13 protein-coding genes are annotated in these 18,059 nt (G+C 31.6%); all 13 read left to right on the plus strand.

Annotated elements, in window-relative coordinates; genetic code table 11:
* The first annotated feature begins 237 nt into the window (after positions 1-237).
* The 13 genes from bcCo53_RS06265 (at position 238) to bcCo53_RS06320 (ending at position 18,011) form a co-directional block, all read left to right on the plus strand.
* Complete coding sequence (locus bcCo53_RS06265; protein ID WP_025408547.1) at positions 238-1,842, plus strand: BTA121 domain-containing protein surface lipoprotein; 1,605 nt, start codon at positions 238-240, stop codon at positions 1,840-1,842.
* Positions 1,843-2,046: 204 nt separating this feature from the next.
* On the plus strand, positions 2,047-3,594 hold the full coding sequence (locus bcCo53_RS06270) for a BTA121 domain-containing protein surface lipoprotein (RefSeq protein WP_025408548.1): 1,548 nt from the start codon (positions 2,047-2,049) through the stop codon (positions 3,592-3,594).
* Positions 3,595-3,849: 255 nt separating this feature from the next.
* Positions 3,850-5,457, plus strand: a complete 1,608-nt coding sequence (locus bcCo53_RS06275) for a BTA121 domain-containing protein surface lipoprotein (RefSeq protein WP_025408549.1) — start codon at positions 3,850-3,852, stop codon at positions 5,455-5,457.
* A 541-nt stretch (positions 5,458-5,998) separates the two neighbouring features.
* Positions 5,999-7,039, plus strand: a complete 1,041-nt coding sequence (locus tag bcCo53_RS06280) for a BTA121 domain-containing protein surface lipoprotein (RefSeq protein ID WP_025408550.1) — start codon at positions 5,999-6,001, stop codon at positions 7,037-7,039.
* 339 nt (positions 7,040-7,378) lie between these two features.
* Positions 7,379-9,154 (plus strand): BTA121 domain-containing protein surface lipoprotein, encoded by a 1,776-nt coding sequence (locus bcCo53_RS06285; protein ID WP_025408551.1) that lies wholly within the window; start codon positions 7,379-7,381, stop codon positions 9,152-9,154.
* A gap of 1,124 nt (positions 9,155-10,278) precedes the next feature.
* Positions 10,279-11,838: a BTA121 domain-containing protein surface lipoprotein gene (locus bcCo53_RS06290; protein WP_025408552.1), complete on the plus strand. Its 1,560-nt coding sequence runs from the start codon at positions 10,279-10,281 to the stop codon at positions 11,836-11,838.
* Between the two features lie 709 nt (positions 11,839-12,547).
* Positions 12,548-12,724, plus strand: coding sequence for a hypothetical protein (locus bcCo53_RS06295; protein ID WP_155806432.1), 177 nt, complete (start codon positions 12,548-12,550; stop codon positions 12,722-12,724).
* A 25-nt stretch (positions 12,725-12,749) separates the two neighbouring features.
* Positions 12,750-12,881, plus strand: a complete 132-nt coding sequence (locus bcCo53_RS08745; protein ID WP_277813758.1) for a hypothetical protein — start codon at positions 12,750-12,752, stop codon at positions 12,879-12,881.
* A 193-nt stretch (positions 12,882-13,074) separates the two neighbouring features.
* Positions 13,075-14,607, plus strand: coding sequence for a BTA121 domain-containing protein surface lipoprotein (locus tag bcCo53_RS06300; protein WP_025408553.1), 1,533 nt, complete (start codon positions 13,075-13,077; stop codon positions 14,605-14,607).
* A complete protein-coding gene (locus tag bcCo53_RS06305; RefSeq protein ID WP_025408554.1) occupies positions 14,607-14,912 on the plus strand; it encodes a hypothetical protein in 306 nt (101 codons plus the stop codon). The genes bcCo53_RS06300 and bcCo53_RS06305 overlap by 1 nt, the downstream gene beginning before the upstream one ends.
* A 1,116-nt stretch (positions 14,913-16,028) precedes the next feature.
* Complete coding sequence (locus bcCo53_RS06310; RefSeq protein ID WP_025408555.1) at positions 16,029-17,702, plus strand: BTA121 domain-containing protein surface lipoprotein; 1,674 nt, start codon at positions 16,029-16,031, stop codon at positions 17,700-17,702.
* Positions 17,702-17,857: a hypothetical protein gene (locus tag bcCo53_RS06315; protein ID WP_155806844.1), complete on the plus strand. Its 156-nt coding sequence runs from the start codon at positions 17,702-17,704 to the stop codon at positions 17,855-17,857. Before bcCo53_RS06310 ends, bcCo53_RS06315 begins: the two co-directional genes overlap by 1 nt.
* Positions 17,850-18,011, plus strand: a complete 162-nt coding sequence (locus tag bcCo53_RS06320) for a hypothetical protein (RefSeq protein ID WP_155806430.1) — start codon at positions 17,850-17,852, stop codon at positions 18,009-18,011. The genes bcCo53_RS06315 and bcCo53_RS06320 overlap by 8 nt, the downstream gene beginning before the upstream one ends.
* The last annotated feature ends 48 nt before the right edge of the window (positions 18,012-18,059 follow it).

Consider the following 18,059-nt stretch of genomic DNA (forward strand, 5'->3'; position numbering starts at 1 on the left):
AAACGTAGTACCTAGGTTAAAAATAGTAAATAAAAAGCGTTAACATTAAATGTAGCCCAGGCCTTAAATATTTATATTTAAGACTTTTAAATTTAGCACTTGTATGTGTTAGAAAACTTATGTTAATATTTACTTAATTACTTTGTTATACCTTTATAACAAAGTAATTATATGTATTTGATAATGTAATTTATTTAATAATGTGTTTAAATCGGTTTGAAAAAGGAGATATTTAATATGATAAGAATAAAATGGTGTGCTTTATTAATGATAGTATTAATAGCACTGTTATTAGTAATAGGTTGTAATCAGAGCAGTGATATAAAGAGCGGTGGTACTGTTGGAAAAAAAGGTGCCCATACAATGACAAGTACCGGTAGTCAGGATAATGGAGATTTAAAGAGAAAACTTAATGATCTTCTTTTAAAATTTGGGTTATCAGATGAAGAGAAGCAAATAGTTTATAAGATACAAGAAGTAGTAACTAATCCTGATATTGGCAAAGTTGAGGGTTACGATACATATGATGATCTTAAATTTTATAAGTTCTTAGAAAATGTAGGTGGACTTAAGGTTAAGGATATTATAAAAAATTATTTAATAGTCGATTCGCGTCATGCGAATGTTGCAAGTGCATTTAATCAAGCTATAGATAATGCCACTGAAGCTCCTTTAAAAGAGCGATTACAAAGTGAGCTTGATGCTTGCTGGTCTAGTTATGTATTGCGGTTAAAGGAGTCATTTAAAGGTGATAATCCTAATGATGTTTATAATGCAATTACTAAGAATTATGTTGCCCAAGCTATTAGTGCGATAGATGCTCAGTTAAATGAAATTAGAATGATAGAAGCTGGTGGTGTCCCTAAGGGTGGTTCTACAGGTACTGGAGTTTTTACAGATTCTGGGGATTTTGTAGGTTTTAGAGTTTTTACAGATTCTGGAGGTGCTCCTAAGAGTGTTGCAGATATATACTTAAAGCTTGATGATGAGGAAAAAGGGGCAATTGATAAACTTAAAGAGCTAGTAATTGATTCTAGTCCAAGTCCAAATCGTAAAACATATGATATGCAGGAATTTGATTCTTTAATGAGTGATTTGGGTGTCGTGAAAGTTAGGGAAATAGCAAGAGTTTATAATCAACGTTTAGAAGAGTACAAAGCAATACAGACAGATATTAGTCAAATTGAGGATGAGAGATGTAGGGATCAATTGCAAATACAGTTTGATGATGATAAAAATTTTAGAGATAATTATATAAGAATTCTTTTTATTAAATCTGATGTTGCTGATCCTTCTGCTCTTCCTGTCTCTGATAGTATTTATTTCTCAATGAGGGAGCCTTTTGATAAGTCTGTTTTTGCAGATTTAAGAAGGAATATTGACATCATGAAAGCTTATAGAGATAAGGAAAAATCTTTAAAAGACCCTGATGAGAAGATGGCATTAAAATATGTAACCGCTCAGGTTGAAGAAGATCTTTTGTTTGATGTGTATTCCTTTTTGGGGAGCTTAAGTGATATTCGGTTTAAAGAGATTGCAGAATTTAATGCTAGGATTCTTCAAGAAAAAGGCGTTGCTTTTGTAGCTATAAATAAGATCCCTGATGGTGTAGAGGACAAGGAAAAGTTTAAAACAGAGTTTGATGGTTATATTGAAGATTACCATAATGGTTTAAAAGCAAGCTCTAGGCATGAGCATCTTAGTAATTTTTATGAGGCAATGATGGGGGTTAGAAGAGAGAGATATGCTGAGAAATTGTCTTATCTTGCACACGAAGCTTATAAGATAGCTAGAGAAAATGAAGCAGTTTCTAAACCAGGTAGTACCCCAAGTACTCCCTAAGTATTATTTTAAGTGAAAAATAGTTTTAAAGTCAGTTTAAATATAAACCAAGCCTTAGATCATAAAATCTAAGGCTTACAGTTTATGTCTGTGGGTGTTAGAAGATTTATGGTAATATTATTGTAATAGAGTAATTATTTTTATTTAATAATGATATTTAATTTGTAATGTGTTTAAATTAGTTTGAAAAAGGAGATATTTAATATGATAAGAATAAAACGGTGCAGTTTGTTAATGATAATATTAGCATTAACAAACTGTAATCAAGGCAGTAATGCAAAAAGTGGTGGCACAGGTGGGGGAAAAGATGACCCTGTACTGACAAATGTAGGTGATCAGGATAATAAGGGAGATTTAAAGGTCAAACTTAAGGATCTTCTTATAAAATTTAAGTTATCAGATGCAGAGAGGCAAATAGTGCATAAGATACAAGAAGTAGTAACTAATCCTGATATTGGTAAGGCTGGGGGCTATAAGACATATGATGATCTTAAATTTTATAATTTATTAAAAGATTTAGGTGCTCTTAAGGTTAAGGAAATTATAGTAGAGTGTTTAAAAGTTGATAATCATCAAGAGAGTGGTAAAGAAGAGTTCAATCAAGCTATAAATAATGTTCCTGCACCTTATTTAAAAGAGCGATTACAAAGTGATCTTGGTACTTATAATTATAAGTATGTGTTGGAGTTAAAGAAGTACTTCAGTAATGATAATGCTAATTATGTTTATGATGCAATTATTAAGAATTATGTTGCCGAAGCTACTCGTGAGATAGATGATCAGTTAAATAGATTTGTAAGGATAGATTATGGGCATTCTGGAGTTTTGAAACATATTGAGAATGCAGTAGCTATATACTTAAAACTTGATGATGGGGAAAGCAAGGTAATTGGTGAACTTAGAGATCTAGTAACTTCTCCTAGTCAAGATTATAAAACATATACTGTTAAAGATTTTGATTCTTTAATAAGTGCTTTGGGTGTTGTGAGGGTTAAGGAAATAGTAAGAGCTTATAATACATATGCAGAAGACTACGAAATAATGAAGCGTGATATTGAGAAACTTAAGGATACCAAATACAAGTCTGAATTTGAAAAAAGGCTTGAGAGTGCTAAAGAAAGTTTAAAGCTTGAGAGAAGAAAGTTCTTTACTAAATTTGGTGCTGATGGTATTGCTGATCTTGCTGCTCTTCCTGATCCTAATTATGTGCATGCAGGAATGGTACGATCTGTTTATGATTCTGCTTTGGGGAATATTAGAATGGATAGCTATTTCATGTTGATTTATGAAAGGAATTTAGAAGATTTAATAAAAGATTTAACAGAAGATAAAAGGGAAGTATTAAAGGAAGCATTAAGAGATATAGACACTAAGGCTGAAAAAAATACTGGGTTTTCCATATATCCCATATTGGGAGGCTTGTATACTGATGATTTTGAATATGTTGTAAAATTTCAGGTTAGGATTAGTCAGGCAATAGGTGCTATTAGTAAAGTTTTAGAAGAGTCTTCCGATTTTCCTGAAAAACAAGATTTGAAAACAGAGTTTGATGATACTCTTAAAAGTTACTATGATCATTTAAAAGAGAGCTTTAATTATGGTAGGGGTGATTCTAAATTTATTCGTCACATGATGGATACTAAGGATTATGCTGACTCATTTGATGCTATTAAAAAAGAGGTTTTAGATCTTTCTTTAAAAAATGGAGCAGGTTCTAAACCAGGTAGTTCCCCAAGTACTACCCTTAAATAGTGTTTTAAATTAAAAATAGATTTAAATATTAGTTTAAATATAAGTTAAGCCTTAGATCATAAAATCTAAGGCTTACAGTTTATGTCTGTAGGTGTTAAAAAATTTATGGTAACATTATTACATAACAATGTTATAATGTTATTATTTAATAATTGTATTTATATAATAATCAGAATTATTTAATAATAATATTCATTTGATAATGACGTTTATTTATTAATGTGTTTAAATTAGTTTGAAAAAGGAGATAGTTATATGAGAAGAGTTAAACCTCGTAGTTTATTAATAGTATTAGTATCATTACTACTATTAATAAGTTGTGCTCCAGGCGCTTCAGAAGAACCTGTAGGAAATGAAGGCAAGGAGCTTATTGGTCAATTAAAGTTACTTGCTGATGAACAAGCTGTAATTGATAGTATAAAAAAAATATTAACTAATCCTAATATTGGTAAGTCTGAAGGTTATAAAACATATAGTGATTCTGCTTTTGATAATTTACTAAGCACTTTAGGAACTCTTAAGGTTAAGGAAATTATAAGGAATTATTTAAAAGTTGATAAACGTCAAAATGAGGTTACAAGTGCATTTAATCAAGCTATAAATAATGCCACTGAAGCTTCTTTAAAAGAGCGATTACAAAAAAAGCTTGATGCTTACATTTCTAGTTATGCATTGAAGTTAAAGAAGTGCTTCAGTCATGATAATGCTAATGTTGTTTATGATGCAATTACTAGTGGTAAGTATGTTGATAAGGCTGTTAGTGAGGCAGAAGCTTTGTTAGATGAGCTTAAAGCTACAGGTGTCACAGCTACTGGCAGTGCTATAGATGCTACTGGAGATGTTAGGAATGTATACTTGCAGCTTGATGATGAGGGTAGAAAGGTAATTGATGAGATTAAAAATATAGTAACTAATTCTTCTATTGCTTTGGGTAAAGGTTATAAGACATATACTGTTTCTCAGTTTAATGATTTACTAGGTACTTTAGGTATTGATAAGGTTAAACAAATGATATCAGGTGAGCTGAAACGCAGAAAACTTAAGGATAATGATTACGCGCGTGTTGAGGGCTTGATTGATACTAAGGTTGCTACTTTGAGTTTAAAAGAGGAATTGAAGAAAAGGCTTAAGAGTGTCTTGGACTTTATAAATGAGAAGTTAAAAGGGTATTTTAGTGCCTCTAAATTTATTGATATTCCTGAGCCTGATTCTGATGCTATATATCAGCAAGTTGCAAATGATGTATACGAACCTGTTTTTGGTAGTGTTGAAAAAGCAGTCCAAGATATTATAAATTTTGAACGTATAGAGAAAGATCTTTCACCGGCTCAAAGAGAAGCACTTCTTTATATGCAAGTTTTATATATACAAACTCATGATAAATCTTCTGAGTTTAAGTTTAAGCTTTTATTAGGTGGATTAAAAGCTCTTGAAGTTGGCGAGATTATGGATATTCATGTTAGGTTTATGGAAACAAAAAAATTTATTAGTGACACTTTAGATAATTCTCTTGATGATAAGGCAAAAGAACGTATTAGCAGGTTGTTTAATAATTATGTGGAGGGTTATGATCCTAAATTAAAAATATTTCTTGCTGGTGATGATTCTAAAGAGATTTATAAAAAATTCAAAAAAGATGGAGAGTCTTATCTTATGCAGCTTAATGGGCTTAAGAGAACTGCTTTAACAATTCTTACTCCAGCACGAAAAGCAGGCAGTACCCCAAGTAGTACTACCTCAGTTGATTTCCCGGCTACTCCCTCAGCTGCTCCTTCAGGCAGTACCCCAAGTAGTAGTACCCCAGTTGATTTCCCGGCTACTCCCTCAGCTGCTCCTCCAGGCAATGGCGCAGGTAGTACGTAGTATTATTTGAATTAGGGATAGATAAATAAAACAAGTATTAAAATTAATTTATTAATATTTTATTAGATATTTAGTTTATTAGGTATTAGTTTAAACATAAGTTAAGCAAGCCTTAGATATAAGTATTTAAGGCTTGCTAATCAAAAAAAACGGGTTATATCTAAATCAATACTAAAGCCAATATCTCAGGAAATATTTAAGCAAATGCCCTAAGTGATAATTTAGTTACCACTGTAATTAAGAATAGTCAATAAAAAATAAATATTAAATTTAAGTTTAAATTATACTTAATATATTTAAGCTTAGTATCTTAAAATTTAATGATTTTAATTTTAATCTATAGATATCTACTTAGATGTTTACAAGTGCTTATAATGAAGATTTTATTTTTATAAATGCATTAATAAATATGTAAAAATAGTGCTAGATAAGTATATTATTATGGTAATATACTTATTATAATAATATAACATTATCACTCAATAATTGAATTAGTTTAATAAATTTTTAACTTATTTTAAGTAAAGGAGATATATATATTATGTTAGTAAAATATTGCAGTTTATTAATTGTGTTAATATTATCATTGATAATGAGTTGTAGATTCATGAATTCATTAGAAACAGATAATCCAAATAATACAGAAGCTAAGACAGGCTCTAGACTTGGTGACCTTTTTAACAAGTTTGGGTTACAAGACGATGAGCAAGCTATAATTAATGATATTAAAGGGATAGTAACTGATCCTGATATTGGTAAGGCTGAGGGTCACTACAAGGTATATACTGAGGCTGAGTTTATTAATTTGTTAGAGACTTTGGGACAAGTTAAGGTTAAAAAAATGCTAAAAAAGGAAATAGAGCGTAGGAAAATTCGAAATAGTGAGCGTGTAAAATGGGAGAAGAAGATTGATCGTTTTGATAGTGAACGTTTTCAATCCGCAATGAGAGCAGAAGTTGATAAGGAATATAATGATTACAGGGTTGATATAAAGGGGTCATTCACCAAGATTAATCCTAGTAAGCCGGAGAGTGTTAGAGAGGGGCTCCTTAGAGGTATGCCTAATGGTTTTCCCCCTCCTGATGAAGTGTATGAAAACATGATAGGTGATGACTTCCATATTGTTGACTTTGAGGAAGTTGGTTTCTCAATTGACTGTCTTTTAAGTTTTGAGGCTATATACAGAGTACTGTCACTTGAGCAGCGCTCTGCTATTGATGGTATACATAGTGTGTTAACGTACTCTGATATAGATTTTAAGCAACAGCTAAGTGTTTTGGGTGTTAAGATTATTATAGAAATTGCAGATTTTTGTAGAAATGTTAAAGAAGCACGCACTCGTGTTGCAGATGCTATTAAGAGAGCTGAGGATCATAATGTTGCAGGATCTGTAATAGAGCAGTTTAAAAATGATTTTGAGGACTATAAAAAAGAATACAATGCAAGTTTAAAAAAATGTTTCGATAAGGTTAGTGGGTATACAATGTATACTAATTTTGTCCAATTAAAGGGTAGTACTGACTATGTTAAGAAGTTTGATAAGCTTCAAGCAGACATCTTAAGTCACGTTCCAAGTAAGTAGGTATTATAATGCGTAAGGCATTTAGGAAGTGCTTTTAGTGATGCTTAAATTAAGAATATAAATAAGAATATAAATAAATTAACTTTAGCTAAGCCTTAGATCAATAGATTTAAGGTTTCTATTTTTTATAGATGTTAATTATTTTTTATTAAATTGTATAAACAAATTATTTATCTATTTATAATAGATAAATAATGTATAATTAATGTGTGTAAATAATAGCGCTAGGAAATTGTGACATTGAAGGCACATAATTGTCTTATAATATTATAACTTAATTATTTTATAGGTTTATTTAATAATGAGTTTAATTTAGTTTGCAAAAGGGGATATTTGATTATGATGCGAACAAAACATTTTCATTTATTGTTGTTATTAGAGTCATTGTTATTCTTAGTTATGAGTTGTGATCAGAGTAATTCATCAAATGGAGGTATTACACAAGGGGCATCAGGTGTTGACTTTGAGACTGGTGGTAGAGAAAACATAGAGGTTAAGATTAATGAGATTTTGCGTAAATTTGGATTGAGTGACGATGAGAGAGGTGCAATTGATGAGATCAAAGGGATATTGGCTAATCCTAATATTGGTAAGGTAGAAGGTTATAAAACGTATAGCGATCTTGAGTTTTATAATTTATTAAATACTCTAGGGGCTTTAAAGGTTAAAGGCGTTGTAAAGAGTTATTTAAAATTCAATGAGGCTCAAAGAGGTGTTGAGAAGGCTTTAAATGGTGTTAGTAACCCTTACGTAAAAGAGCAATTGCAGAATAAATTTAATGCTAATAAAGTTATTTATGTTTTAAATTTAAAGGAATTATTTAATAAGGGTGTTGCTGGTAAAATTGCTGATGAGAATTATGTTCGTCAGATGACGGTTCAAGTAACTGATAAATTAACTCAACTTAAAGCTGAAACAGAGGCTGAGGTTAAAGTTAAAGCTGAAGTAGAAGTTGAAGCTGAAGTAGAAGTTGAACCTCAAGTTAAAGTTGAAGGAGAAGCTGAAGTAGAAGTTGAACCTCAAGTTAAAGTTGAAGGAGAAGCTGAAGATGGAGCTGAGGTTAAAGTTAAAACGGAAGATGTTGTAAGTGAAAAAGATGTATATTTACAGCTCAATGATGCTGAGAAAAAGGTAATTGATGGGATTAGAGCTATAGTAACTAATCCTAATATTGGTGTTGCTGAAGGTTATAATACATATACTGATCTTGCTTTTTATGATTTATTAGATACCTTAGGTGCTCTTAAGGTTAAAGAAATGATAGAGTCTTATTTAGTAAATGTGCAGCTTCGTGAGGCAGATTACGCAAATGTTGCAATAGATATTAAAAGTATTAAGACTGAAAGCTTGAGGTCAGCATTGCAAGTAAAACTTGATGAGGAATATAATTTTTATAAGGTAAATTTAAAAGAGTTTTTCAGTAAGTCTGATCCTGATTCTGTGTATCAACACCTTGTACAAGCTGATCCGCTTATGTTGGTTTTTGTAAGAGATTGTATTAGAGAAATTCAAAAGTTCGAAGAATTATCTGGCTTGTTATTGCCTGAGGAAATGGTTGTACTTAATGATATACAAGATAATTTGATAAAATGTTCTGAGTTAGATTTTAAGATCTTGTTAAGTTACTTGGATGTTTCTAAGATTAAAAACATTATAACTTCGTATTTAAATGTGCTTAAAGCAATAAGAAATGCGAGTGAAGCTTTAAAGTCAGTTTCTGATTCTACTAAAAAACAAGATTTGCAAAATCAGTTTATAGAGCTTAATAATCATTATATTGAGTATTCAAAAGAGTGCTTTGAGAGTATGGATCCTGATGTGTTTTATGAGCAATTGACTGATATTAAGTATGTTAAAGAATTTAATAGCATTAGAAAAACTGCTTTAGATCCTAGGCTAGCAAATGGAATGGATAGTTATGTAGATAGTGGTGAAGATGGTATTGAATCTAGTACTGTAGATAGTGATGCAGATAGTGGTGAGGGTGGCATTGAAGATGATATAGAAGATAGTGTTGAAGGTAGTTCTTTAGAGAATGCGGGGGAGAGTACTGAGGGTACTATGAATATGGTACTGAATGTAGTGCTGAATATATTGCCAAGGGTACTGCAGTAGGTAGTACCTAAGGTAGTGCTATATTTAAGTTAAGCTTTAAATTAAATATATTAATATAGTTTAAAATAGTAAATAAATTTAAGCCTTAGATCTTATGATCTAAGGCTTGTAATTGATATTTGTGTATACGCATAGATATGCTTTTAAATATTTATTCAATAAAAAAGTATATTTTAGTCAATATTGCATAGTCTTTAAGATTGTGCTAATGTATTACATTGATTATCCCATTATAAAATAATAATCGTATTACCATGTAATGGTCTAATAATATATTAAGTTGCAGAGGTGGGCTGCTGTCTGGTAGTAATAAGAGATGCTAGTTTATTATTGGTATTACTTTTATGTCGCTGTATGTTTGGTTTGGCTATTATTTTTAGTAATAGGCTGTAATTTACAAGCCTAAAGATTATAGCCTTTAGGGCAGGTTTGCTTTAAGTGAGCTTAATAAAAGTGGTGAAAAGGAGTTAAGAATATAAGCAGTATTTTTAAAATGTTTAAAACAGGGAGGAGCGTTGAGATGATTTATTATGGTTAAAGGTTTTTTTGCATATTTGAGATGCTTGGAGAAGCATAAAGTAAATAATTGATGGATAAGAGCTTTATTCATTAATTTACTATCTCTGATTTATGTAAGTTTGAAGACTTATGATGATCATAGGTTTAATAATTTGTTTGGTGGCTTAGGTTGAAGAAGATTATAAAAATTCCTTTAAGTGTTTTAGATGTAGACGAAGCACAAGCAATTATGATGAATTAAGTAAAAAGAGTAAGAAAGTTTAGTATTGCTACTTGCTTTTGATAGTTTTTTGATAGTTTAAAGAGATGGCATTAATAGACTCATGTAATGAGTCTACTTATGATGTTGTTGAATTTAAGGGTATTCATTATAATGTTGCATTTATTGCTAGTGATTTTTGTTACGTTTAAGAAGAACATTTCGTTCTTGAAATGTATACCTTGGGTACCCTCAAGCATCTAAAGTTTTTAATTTATGCAAATGAATATTTGATATATTATTTAAATACAATTATTAAATAAAATTATTTAATAATTATTTATTTAAGGTTGTAATTTGATGATCTATTTAATAGATTAATTTATTTTGAAAAAGGAGATATTTTATGATAGGAAAATATACCAATGCATTAAATGCATTATTAGTATTATTATTGTTAATGTTGATGTTACCAGTAATAAGTTGCGATTCAAAACGGGATCCCCATGTTGGTGGTCGTAAACCACCTGGAACATCAACTCTCATTAGGAATAGGAGGAGGGAGCCAGTCAACGGTGTAGTTGGTTTTAATGTCCTTAAAGGAGGGACTACAGATGTAATTCATACAGAGACTCCAAATAAAAGGCCTAAAAAAGCTCCAATTATTGAAGAGAGAATTTCAAGATTAGTTCACAGCTTGGGCTTACCTGATCATGATGTGTCGCTCATTATATATGTATTGGATGTTTTAACAGATGATCGTGATTTAATGTCTATAGGTGCTGAGGTGCGTGACGAGATTTCCTCTTTGGAGCAACTTGAGAGTGCTAAGAGCAATGATTTGAGGGGCATGATAGATACTGTTAGGGCAGTTTTAGTAGCAAAAACAGAAGCTGATGGGGCTATTAATGGAGTTAGTCAACCTGAGTTAAAAAAGAGCTTCAGAGATGATCTTAATCGTAGAGAGCTCCAATTTAAAAGGGAATTGAAACTTCAAGTAGGTCCGCTTTCTTGGCCTGAGGATTTCCTTGCAAAGCTTGATTTGCTTAAAAAGAGTTATATGGATGATTTTGCTAGTATTAAAAGCCAAGCTAGTAATGCAAATAGGAACATAGAAGATCTTGATGGAACGATCGGTAAAGTACTTCGTTCGATTAGAGATATAGTAACTAAGCCTAATGATGGTGGGCCTAATCTGCCTGTGCTTAGTGATGTTAGTTTTGATATTTTTTGGAAAAGATTAAATGCTCATCAGCTTAGCGAAGTTGTTGCATTATGTCATGAGATTGAATCTATAATATTGGGAATGCCAGTAGTGGTTAACCAGGTTAATGAAAAGATTTCACTAAAGGAGCTTAATGGTTTATTTGATAGGGTGCGCAACGAGCTATATCCAATCGGTTTAAAAAAGCTATGCAGTAATTTCATTAATTTTGAGTACTATAAAAATGAGCTTGCAGAGTCTAAAGCAAAGTTCAATGGTGTTTTAAATATATTTAAGGCTGTTGTAAGCGGTGAAACTATATACCGCGAATTAAGAGATGATGATAGAAGACTGATTGATGATGTGCGGGATTTCATAGTGAATGTGAAGTATGATGTTTATGATGATCCTGATAAGCCTTTTAAATTCCATTATGAATATGATTTTCTGTTAGGTTTTTACGGTCTTGAGGTGATGAAAAAACTTAGAACAGATGCTTTAAGAGAGTTTTTCGATGTACGAAAACAAGCCCAAATCGCTGTTGCAAGTGTTTCTGATTCTGAAAAAAGACAGAAGTTGGAAGGTAGGTTGAAAGATCTTGAGCCTCGTGCTGTATCGTTTATGAGAAAGGCAGTTGAAAGGGGTAGTACCTATTTTGATTCCCTTGAGAATACTAATAATATGATTGCAAATATTTCTAATGAAGACGTTGTAAAAGAGTTTCTTGCAATCAAAACAGAAGCCGCTGATAAAGGTTATTAATAGGGGTTTTGTCATACCAAGATGAAATTCTAAGAGATATTAATTGATATTAATTCTCTTAAGAATAAGGGGTGGCAAAAAAACTTAAGTATTGCCAAGGGTACTGCAGTAAGCAGTACCTAAGGTAGTGCTATATTTAAGCTTTGCTTTGAAGAAAGCTTTAAAGTTAAGCTTAAAATTAAGAATAATTTAAAATAGTAAATATAAATTTAAGCTTTAAATCATAAGATTTAAGGCTTGTAATTGATATCTATGCGCATAAATAGATGTACTTTCAAACATTTATTCAATAAAAAATATTTTTTAATTATTGCATAATTTTTAAGATTGTGATAATGTGTCATATTAATTATACCATTATAAAATAATAATTTTATTTAAATGTAATGGTCTAATATTAGATTAAGTTTTATGGAGAAGCTGATGTTTGATGGTAAGTAGAGATACTGGTTTATTACTGGTATTACTTTTATGTCGGTATGGCTATTATTTTTAGTAATAGGCTGTAATTTACAAGCCTAAGGATATATAGCCTTTGGATCAGATTTGCTTTAAGTGAGCTTAATAAAAGTAGTAAGGAGGAGTGAAGAATATAAGCAGTATTTTTAAAATGTTTAAAACAGGGAGGAGAGTTGAGATGATTTATTATGGTTAAAGGTTTTTTGCATATTTGAGATGCTTGATGAAATATAAAGCAAATAATTGATGGGTGAGAGCTTTATTCATTAATTTACTATCTCTGATTTATGTAAGTTTTAAGACTTATGATAATCATGGATTTAATGATTTGTTTGGTGGCTTAGGTGGTTTTAGGTTGAAGAAGATTATAAAAGTTCCTTTAAGTGTTTTAGATGTATACGAAGCACAAGCAATTATGATGAATTAAGTAAACAACTCAAGCAAGGTTAGTATTGCTACTTGCTTTTGATAGTTTAAAGAGATGGCATTTAATAGACTCATTTAATGGGCCTACTTATGATGTTGTTGATAAGGGTATTCATTATAATGTTGCATTTATTGCAAGTGAGTTTTGTTACGTTTAAGAAGAACATTTAGTACTTAAAATGTATACCTTAGTACCCTCAAGCGTCTAAAGTTTCTAATTTATTCAAGTAAATACTTGGTAAATTACGTAAATGAAATTTGCAAATAAAATTATTTAATAATTATTTATTTAAGATTGTAATTTAATGATCTATTTAATAGATTAATTTATTTTAAAAAAGGAGATATTTTATGATAGGAAAATATACCAATGCATTAAATGCATTATTAGTATTATTGTTGTTAATGTTGATGTTACCAGTAATAGGTTGTGATTCAAAACGGGATCCCCGTGTTGGTCATGTTGAAACATTACAAGCAGAAGCTAAAGGGAGGCATAGAAGAGATGTACATGATTTTGTAGGTGATGTTATTGGGGCGCCTGCAGATATAACGCGTGATGGGAAACCTGCAAATAAAGGTGATGGTGCTAAAGAAGCTCTAAGTATTGATGAGAGAATTTCAAGTTTACTTAACAAATTGAGCTTATCTGAGCATAATGTGACTATCAGATATGTATTGGCTGCTTTAACAAATAATAGTGATTTAAGGTTTGAAGGTGATGATTCAAGTGACGTGTCTGCCTCTTTGGATATACTTGAGAGGGCTAATAGTGATGATGTGAAGGATATGATAGCTAGTGTTAGTAGAGTTTTAGGAGCAAAAGCAGAAGCTAATGAATCTGTTAATAGAGTTAGTCAACCTGAATTAAAAAAGAACTTCAGAGATGATCTTAATAGTGTAGAACTCCAATTTAAAAAGGAGTTGAAACTTAAAGTAGGTGGTAATCCCTTTTCTAAGGATGTCCGTGAACAACATTATAAGAGTGGTTTTATTATTATTAAAAACCTAGCTGATAATTCAGATACGAATATAAATCATCTTGATGGAAGGATCAGTAGAGCACTTGGAGCGATTAAAGTTTTAGTAACTAATCCTAATGCTGGTGCTCGTATTCTTCCTACGCTTGATGATGTTAGTTTTGATACATTTTGGAAAGGATTAAGTTCTCATGAGCTTAGCGAGCTTGTTAGGTTCCATGAGGAGATCCAAGCTATAAAAGCACGAATGCCAGGACAGATTGATCAAGTTAGGGGATATATGTCACGAATTGATATTGACAAAGAATTTAAAAGGGCTTCTGATAATCTATATCCATCGGTTTTAAAGGAGATCTGCAATAATTCTACTAATTTTGATGAGGCTCAAGAAAAGATCAATAAGTTCTTATCACAGTTTAAAGGTTTTGAAATGATACCTGAGATTGTTGTAAAGGGTGAAAAGATATACAGCGAATTAAACTATGCGGATAGAAAATTGGTTGATGATGTGCGGGATTTCATAGTGCTTAGGAAGTATGATGTTCCTCGTGTAAGATTTGACGAGCATTATGAGTATGATCTTCTATTGGGTCATTACGGTCTTGAGCATATGAAAAAACTTAGAACAGTGAATTTAAAAGACTTTTTCGATATAAGAGAACAAGCCCAAAAAGCTGTTGAAAGAGTTTCTGATTCTAAAAAAAGACTCAAGTTGGAGGATAAGTTGAGAACTCTTGAGTCTGATGCTGCATTGTTTATGAGAGAGGAAGTTCGAAGGGATAATCCCTATTTTGATTTCCGTTTGAAGAATAATGGTATGGTTGCAACTGATTCTGGTAGAAAAGTTATAGCAGAATTTTATAAACTCAAAGAAGCCGCTGATAAAGCTGGTGGGGGAGCATAATGAATCAAGTGATGAAAACCCTAGATCTTAATGGTAATAGGATTGTGTATTATCTATGCTCTATGTTAGTTGATCGTGATTTTCATGACAAATTTATGACTGATATAAGGCACACTGATTATTGCTTTAAAATCATGTTGGGTGTTTTGATGGCTGATCGGCTTGAGCAAATGATAAAGACTATTAGAGGGGTTTTATCATTCCAAGATAAAATTCTAAGAGACATTAATTCTCTTAAGAATAAGGAATGGCAAAAAAATTTAAGTATTGCCAAGGGGTACTGCAGTAAGCAGTACCTAAGGTAGTGCTATATTTAAGCTTTGCTTTGAAGAAGCTTTGAAGTTAGGCTTTAAATTAAGAATAGTTTAAAATAGTAAATAAATTTAAGCCTTAGATCAGAAGATTTAAGGCTCGTAATTGATATCTATGCGCATAGATATGCTTTTAAATATTTATTCAATAAAAAAGTATGTTTTAGTAAATATTGCATAGTCTTTAAGATTGTGCTAATGTATTACATTGATTATCTCATTACAAAATAATAATTTTATTTAAATGTAATGGTTTGATAATAGATTAAGTTTCATAGGGGGCTGATGTCTGGTAGTAGATAGAGATACCAGTTTATTACTGGTATTACTTTTATGTCGGTATGTCTATTATTTTTAGTAATAGGCTGTAATTTACAAGCCTAAAGATTATAGCCTTTAGGGCAGATTTGCTTTAAGTGAGCTTAATAAAAGTGGTGAAAAGGAGTTAAGAATATAAGCAGTATTTTTAAAATGTTTAAAATAGGGAGGAGCGTTGAGATGATTTATTATGGTTAAAGTTTTTTTGCATATTTGGGATGCTTGATAAAATATAAAGCAAATAAATTGATGGATGCGAGAGGTGCATGCATTGATTTGCTACCTCTGATTTATGTAAGTTTTAAGACTTATGATAATCATGGACTTGTAATTTGTTTGGTGGCTTAGGTAGTTTTAGGTTGAAGAAGATTATAAAAATTCCTTTGAGTGTTTTAGATGTACACGAAGCACAAGCAATTATGATGAATTAAGTAAACAACTCAAGCAAGGTTAGTGTTGCTGCTTGCTTTTGATAGTTTTTTGATAGTCTAAAGAGATGGCATTTAATAGACTCATTAAATGAGCCTACTTATGATGTTGTTGATAAGGTTATTCATTATAATGTTGCATTTATTGCAAGTGAGCTTTGTTACGTTTAAGAAGAACATTTGGTACTTAAAATGTATACCTTAGTACCCTCAAGCATCTAAAGTTTTTAATTTATGCAAGTAAATACTTGGTAAGTTATGTAAATGCAATTTGCAAATAAAAGTGTTTAGTAATTATTTGTTTAGAATTGTAATTTTATAATCTATTTAATAGATTAATTTATTTTAAAAAAGGAGATATTTTATGATAGGAAAATATGCCAATGCATTAAATGCATTATTAGTATTATTATTGTTAATGTTGATGTTACCAGTAATAAGTTGTGATTCAAAACGAGATCCTCATGTTGGTAGTCGTAAACCACCTGGAACATCAACTCTCATTAGGAATAGGAGGGATGATAGCAGAGGTTTTGCATTTGGTTTTAATAGCCTTCCAGGAAGGCCTGCAGTGCCCGCAACTCCTGTTGTAGTAAAGCCTGCAGCGCCTGAAGAAGAACCTCCTGTTGTAGTAAGGCCTGAAGGAGGTCTTGAAGTTACAGATCATGCAGGGAGTCGATCTAAAGATGGGGGTACAGAGTCTCAAGATAGTAGTCTTACAGGATCTCTAAGTATTAATGAGAGAATTTCAAGGTTAATGAGCACATTGAAATTACCTGAAGAAGATGGGGGGATAATTACATATGTGTTGAGTATTGTAGAAGATGACAGTGATTTAAAGGTTGATGGTGTTGATTCACGTGCAGAGACTGCCTATTTGGAGCAACTTGAGAGGGCTAATAGTAATGATTTGAGGGGCATGATAGATACTGTTAGGGCAGTTTTAGGAACACAAACAGCAGCTGATCAGGCTATTAATGGAGTGAGTCGACCTAAATTAAAAGATAGCTTCAGAAATGAGTTTAATGATGTAGAACTCCGATTTAAAAAGGACTTGAAACTTCAAGTAGGTATTCCTTCTTTTGCTGAGGATTTCCTTGGAAGTCTTAATCTTCTTAAAGATCGTTATACGGGTAATTTTATTAGTATTAGAGATCTAGCTAGCACGTCAAATATAAGAATAGAGGATCTTGATGCAGATACCCGTGAAGCACTTAATGCGATTAAAGAAATAGTAATTAGGTCCGATCTTGGTGATCCTAGCCTTCCTGTGCTTAGTGATGTTGGTTTTGCTATCTTTTGGCAAGGTTTAGATTCTCATCAGCTTGGCGAAGTTGTTAAAATTTATAGGGCGGTCAAATCTATGAAAAATGACACATCAGTAGAGATTGGCAAGATTAAGTTAGATATTTCACGAGAGGAGATTCAGGGTTTATTTAATAGGAGTCGCAATGAGCTATATCCAAACGCTTTAAAGAATCTTTGCAATAATGCTACTGAGTTTGAGCGCTATAAAAGGGTTCTTGAGGAAGTAAAAGACGGGTTTGGTAATACTTTAAGTACGGCTCAAAAGGTTGTACAAGGTGAAACTATATACGAGGGATTAAGCGGTAATGATAAAAGACTGATTGATGATGTTCGAGATTTAATAGTTGATAAGGCTCTTGATGATCCTGCTGATCCTTTTGACGACCATTATTATTATGATTATGTCTTGGGTAATTACGGTCTTGAGCGTATGAAAAAACTTAGAACAGTGAATTTAAAAAACTTTTTCGATGTAAGAGAACAAGCCCAAGCGGCTGTTGCAAGTGTTTCTGATTCTGAAAAAAGACAAAAGTTGGAAGATAGGTTGAAAGATTGTAAGCTTGGTTCTGCTAAGTTAATAAGAGAATTGCTTACAAATCATGCAAGTGACTATATTCGTGGTGATAAGAAAAGCGGCAATGATATTATTGCAGATGTTAATAATGAAGACGTTGTAAAAGAGTTTCTTAAAATAATAGAAGCCGCTGTTAAAGCTGGTGGGAGAGCATAATGAATCAAGTGATGAAAACCCTAGATCTTAATGGTAATAGGATTATGCATTATTTATGCTCTATGTTAGTTGATCGTGATTTTCGTGACAAATTTATGGCTGATATAAGGCACACTGATTATTGCTTTGAAATAGTTAGGTGTTTTAATGGCTGATCGGCTTGAGCAAATGATAAAGACTATTAGAGGGGTTTTATCATGCCAAGATAAAATTTTAAGAGACATTAATTCTCTTAAGAATAAGGAATGGCAAAAAAACTTAAGGTATCGTTTGGATAGTAAGGTTTATGACTATGTGGATATTATGTAACATCACTATTTGAGCATACTGATTCTAGTGTGGTTTTATGGATTAATT

The organism is Borrelia coriaceae (assembly GCF_023035295.1).
GTDB classification, from domain to species: domain Bacteria; phylum Spirochaetota; class Spirochaetia; order Borreliales; family Borreliaceae; genus Borrelia; species Borrelia coriaceae.

Bases quoted from the DNA above. Each gene is read 5' to 3' on its own strand.
- bcCo53_RS06265 (WP_025408547.1), top strand. From the start codon at position 238: ATGATAAGAATAAAATGGTGTGCTTTATTAATGATAGTATTAATAGCA.
- bcCo53_RS06270 (WP_025408548.1), top strand. From the start codon at position 2,047: ATGATAAGAATAAAACGGTGCAGTTTGTTAATGATAATATTAGCATTA.
- bcCo53_RS06275 (WP_025408549.1), top strand. From the start codon at position 3,850: ATGAGAAGAGTTAAACCTCGTAGTTTATTAATAGTATTAGTATCATTA.
- bcCo53_RS06280 (WP_025408550.1), top strand. From the start codon at position 5,999: ATGTTAGTAAAATATTGCAGTTTATTAATTGTGTTAATATTATCATTG.
- bcCo53_RS06285 (WP_025408551.1), top strand. From the start codon at position 7,379: ATGATGCGAACAAAACATTTTCATTTATTGTTGTTATTAGAGTCATTG.
- bcCo53_RS06290 (WP_025408552.1), top strand. From the start codon at position 10,279: ATGATAGGAAAATATACCAATGCATTAAATGCATTATTAGTATTATTA.
- bcCo53_RS06300 (WP_025408553.1), top strand. From the start codon at position 13,075: ATGATAGGAAAATATACCAATGCATTAAATGCATTATTAGTATTATTG.
- bcCo53_RS06305 (WP_025408554.1), top strand. From the start codon at position 14,607: ATGAATCAAGTGATGAAAACCCTAGATCTTAATGGTAATAGGATTGTG.
- bcCo53_RS06310 (WP_025408555.1), top strand. From the start codon at position 16,029: ATGATAGGAAAATATGCCAATGCATTAAATGCATTATTAGTATTATTA.
- bcCo53_RS06315 (WP_155806844.1), top strand. From the start codon at position 17,702: ATGAATCAAGTGATGAAAACCCTAGATCTTAATGGTAATAGGATTATG.
- bcCo53_RS06320 (WP_155806430.1), top strand. From the start codon at position 17,850: ATGGCTGATCGGCTTGAGCAAATGATAAAGACTATTAGAGGGGTTTTA.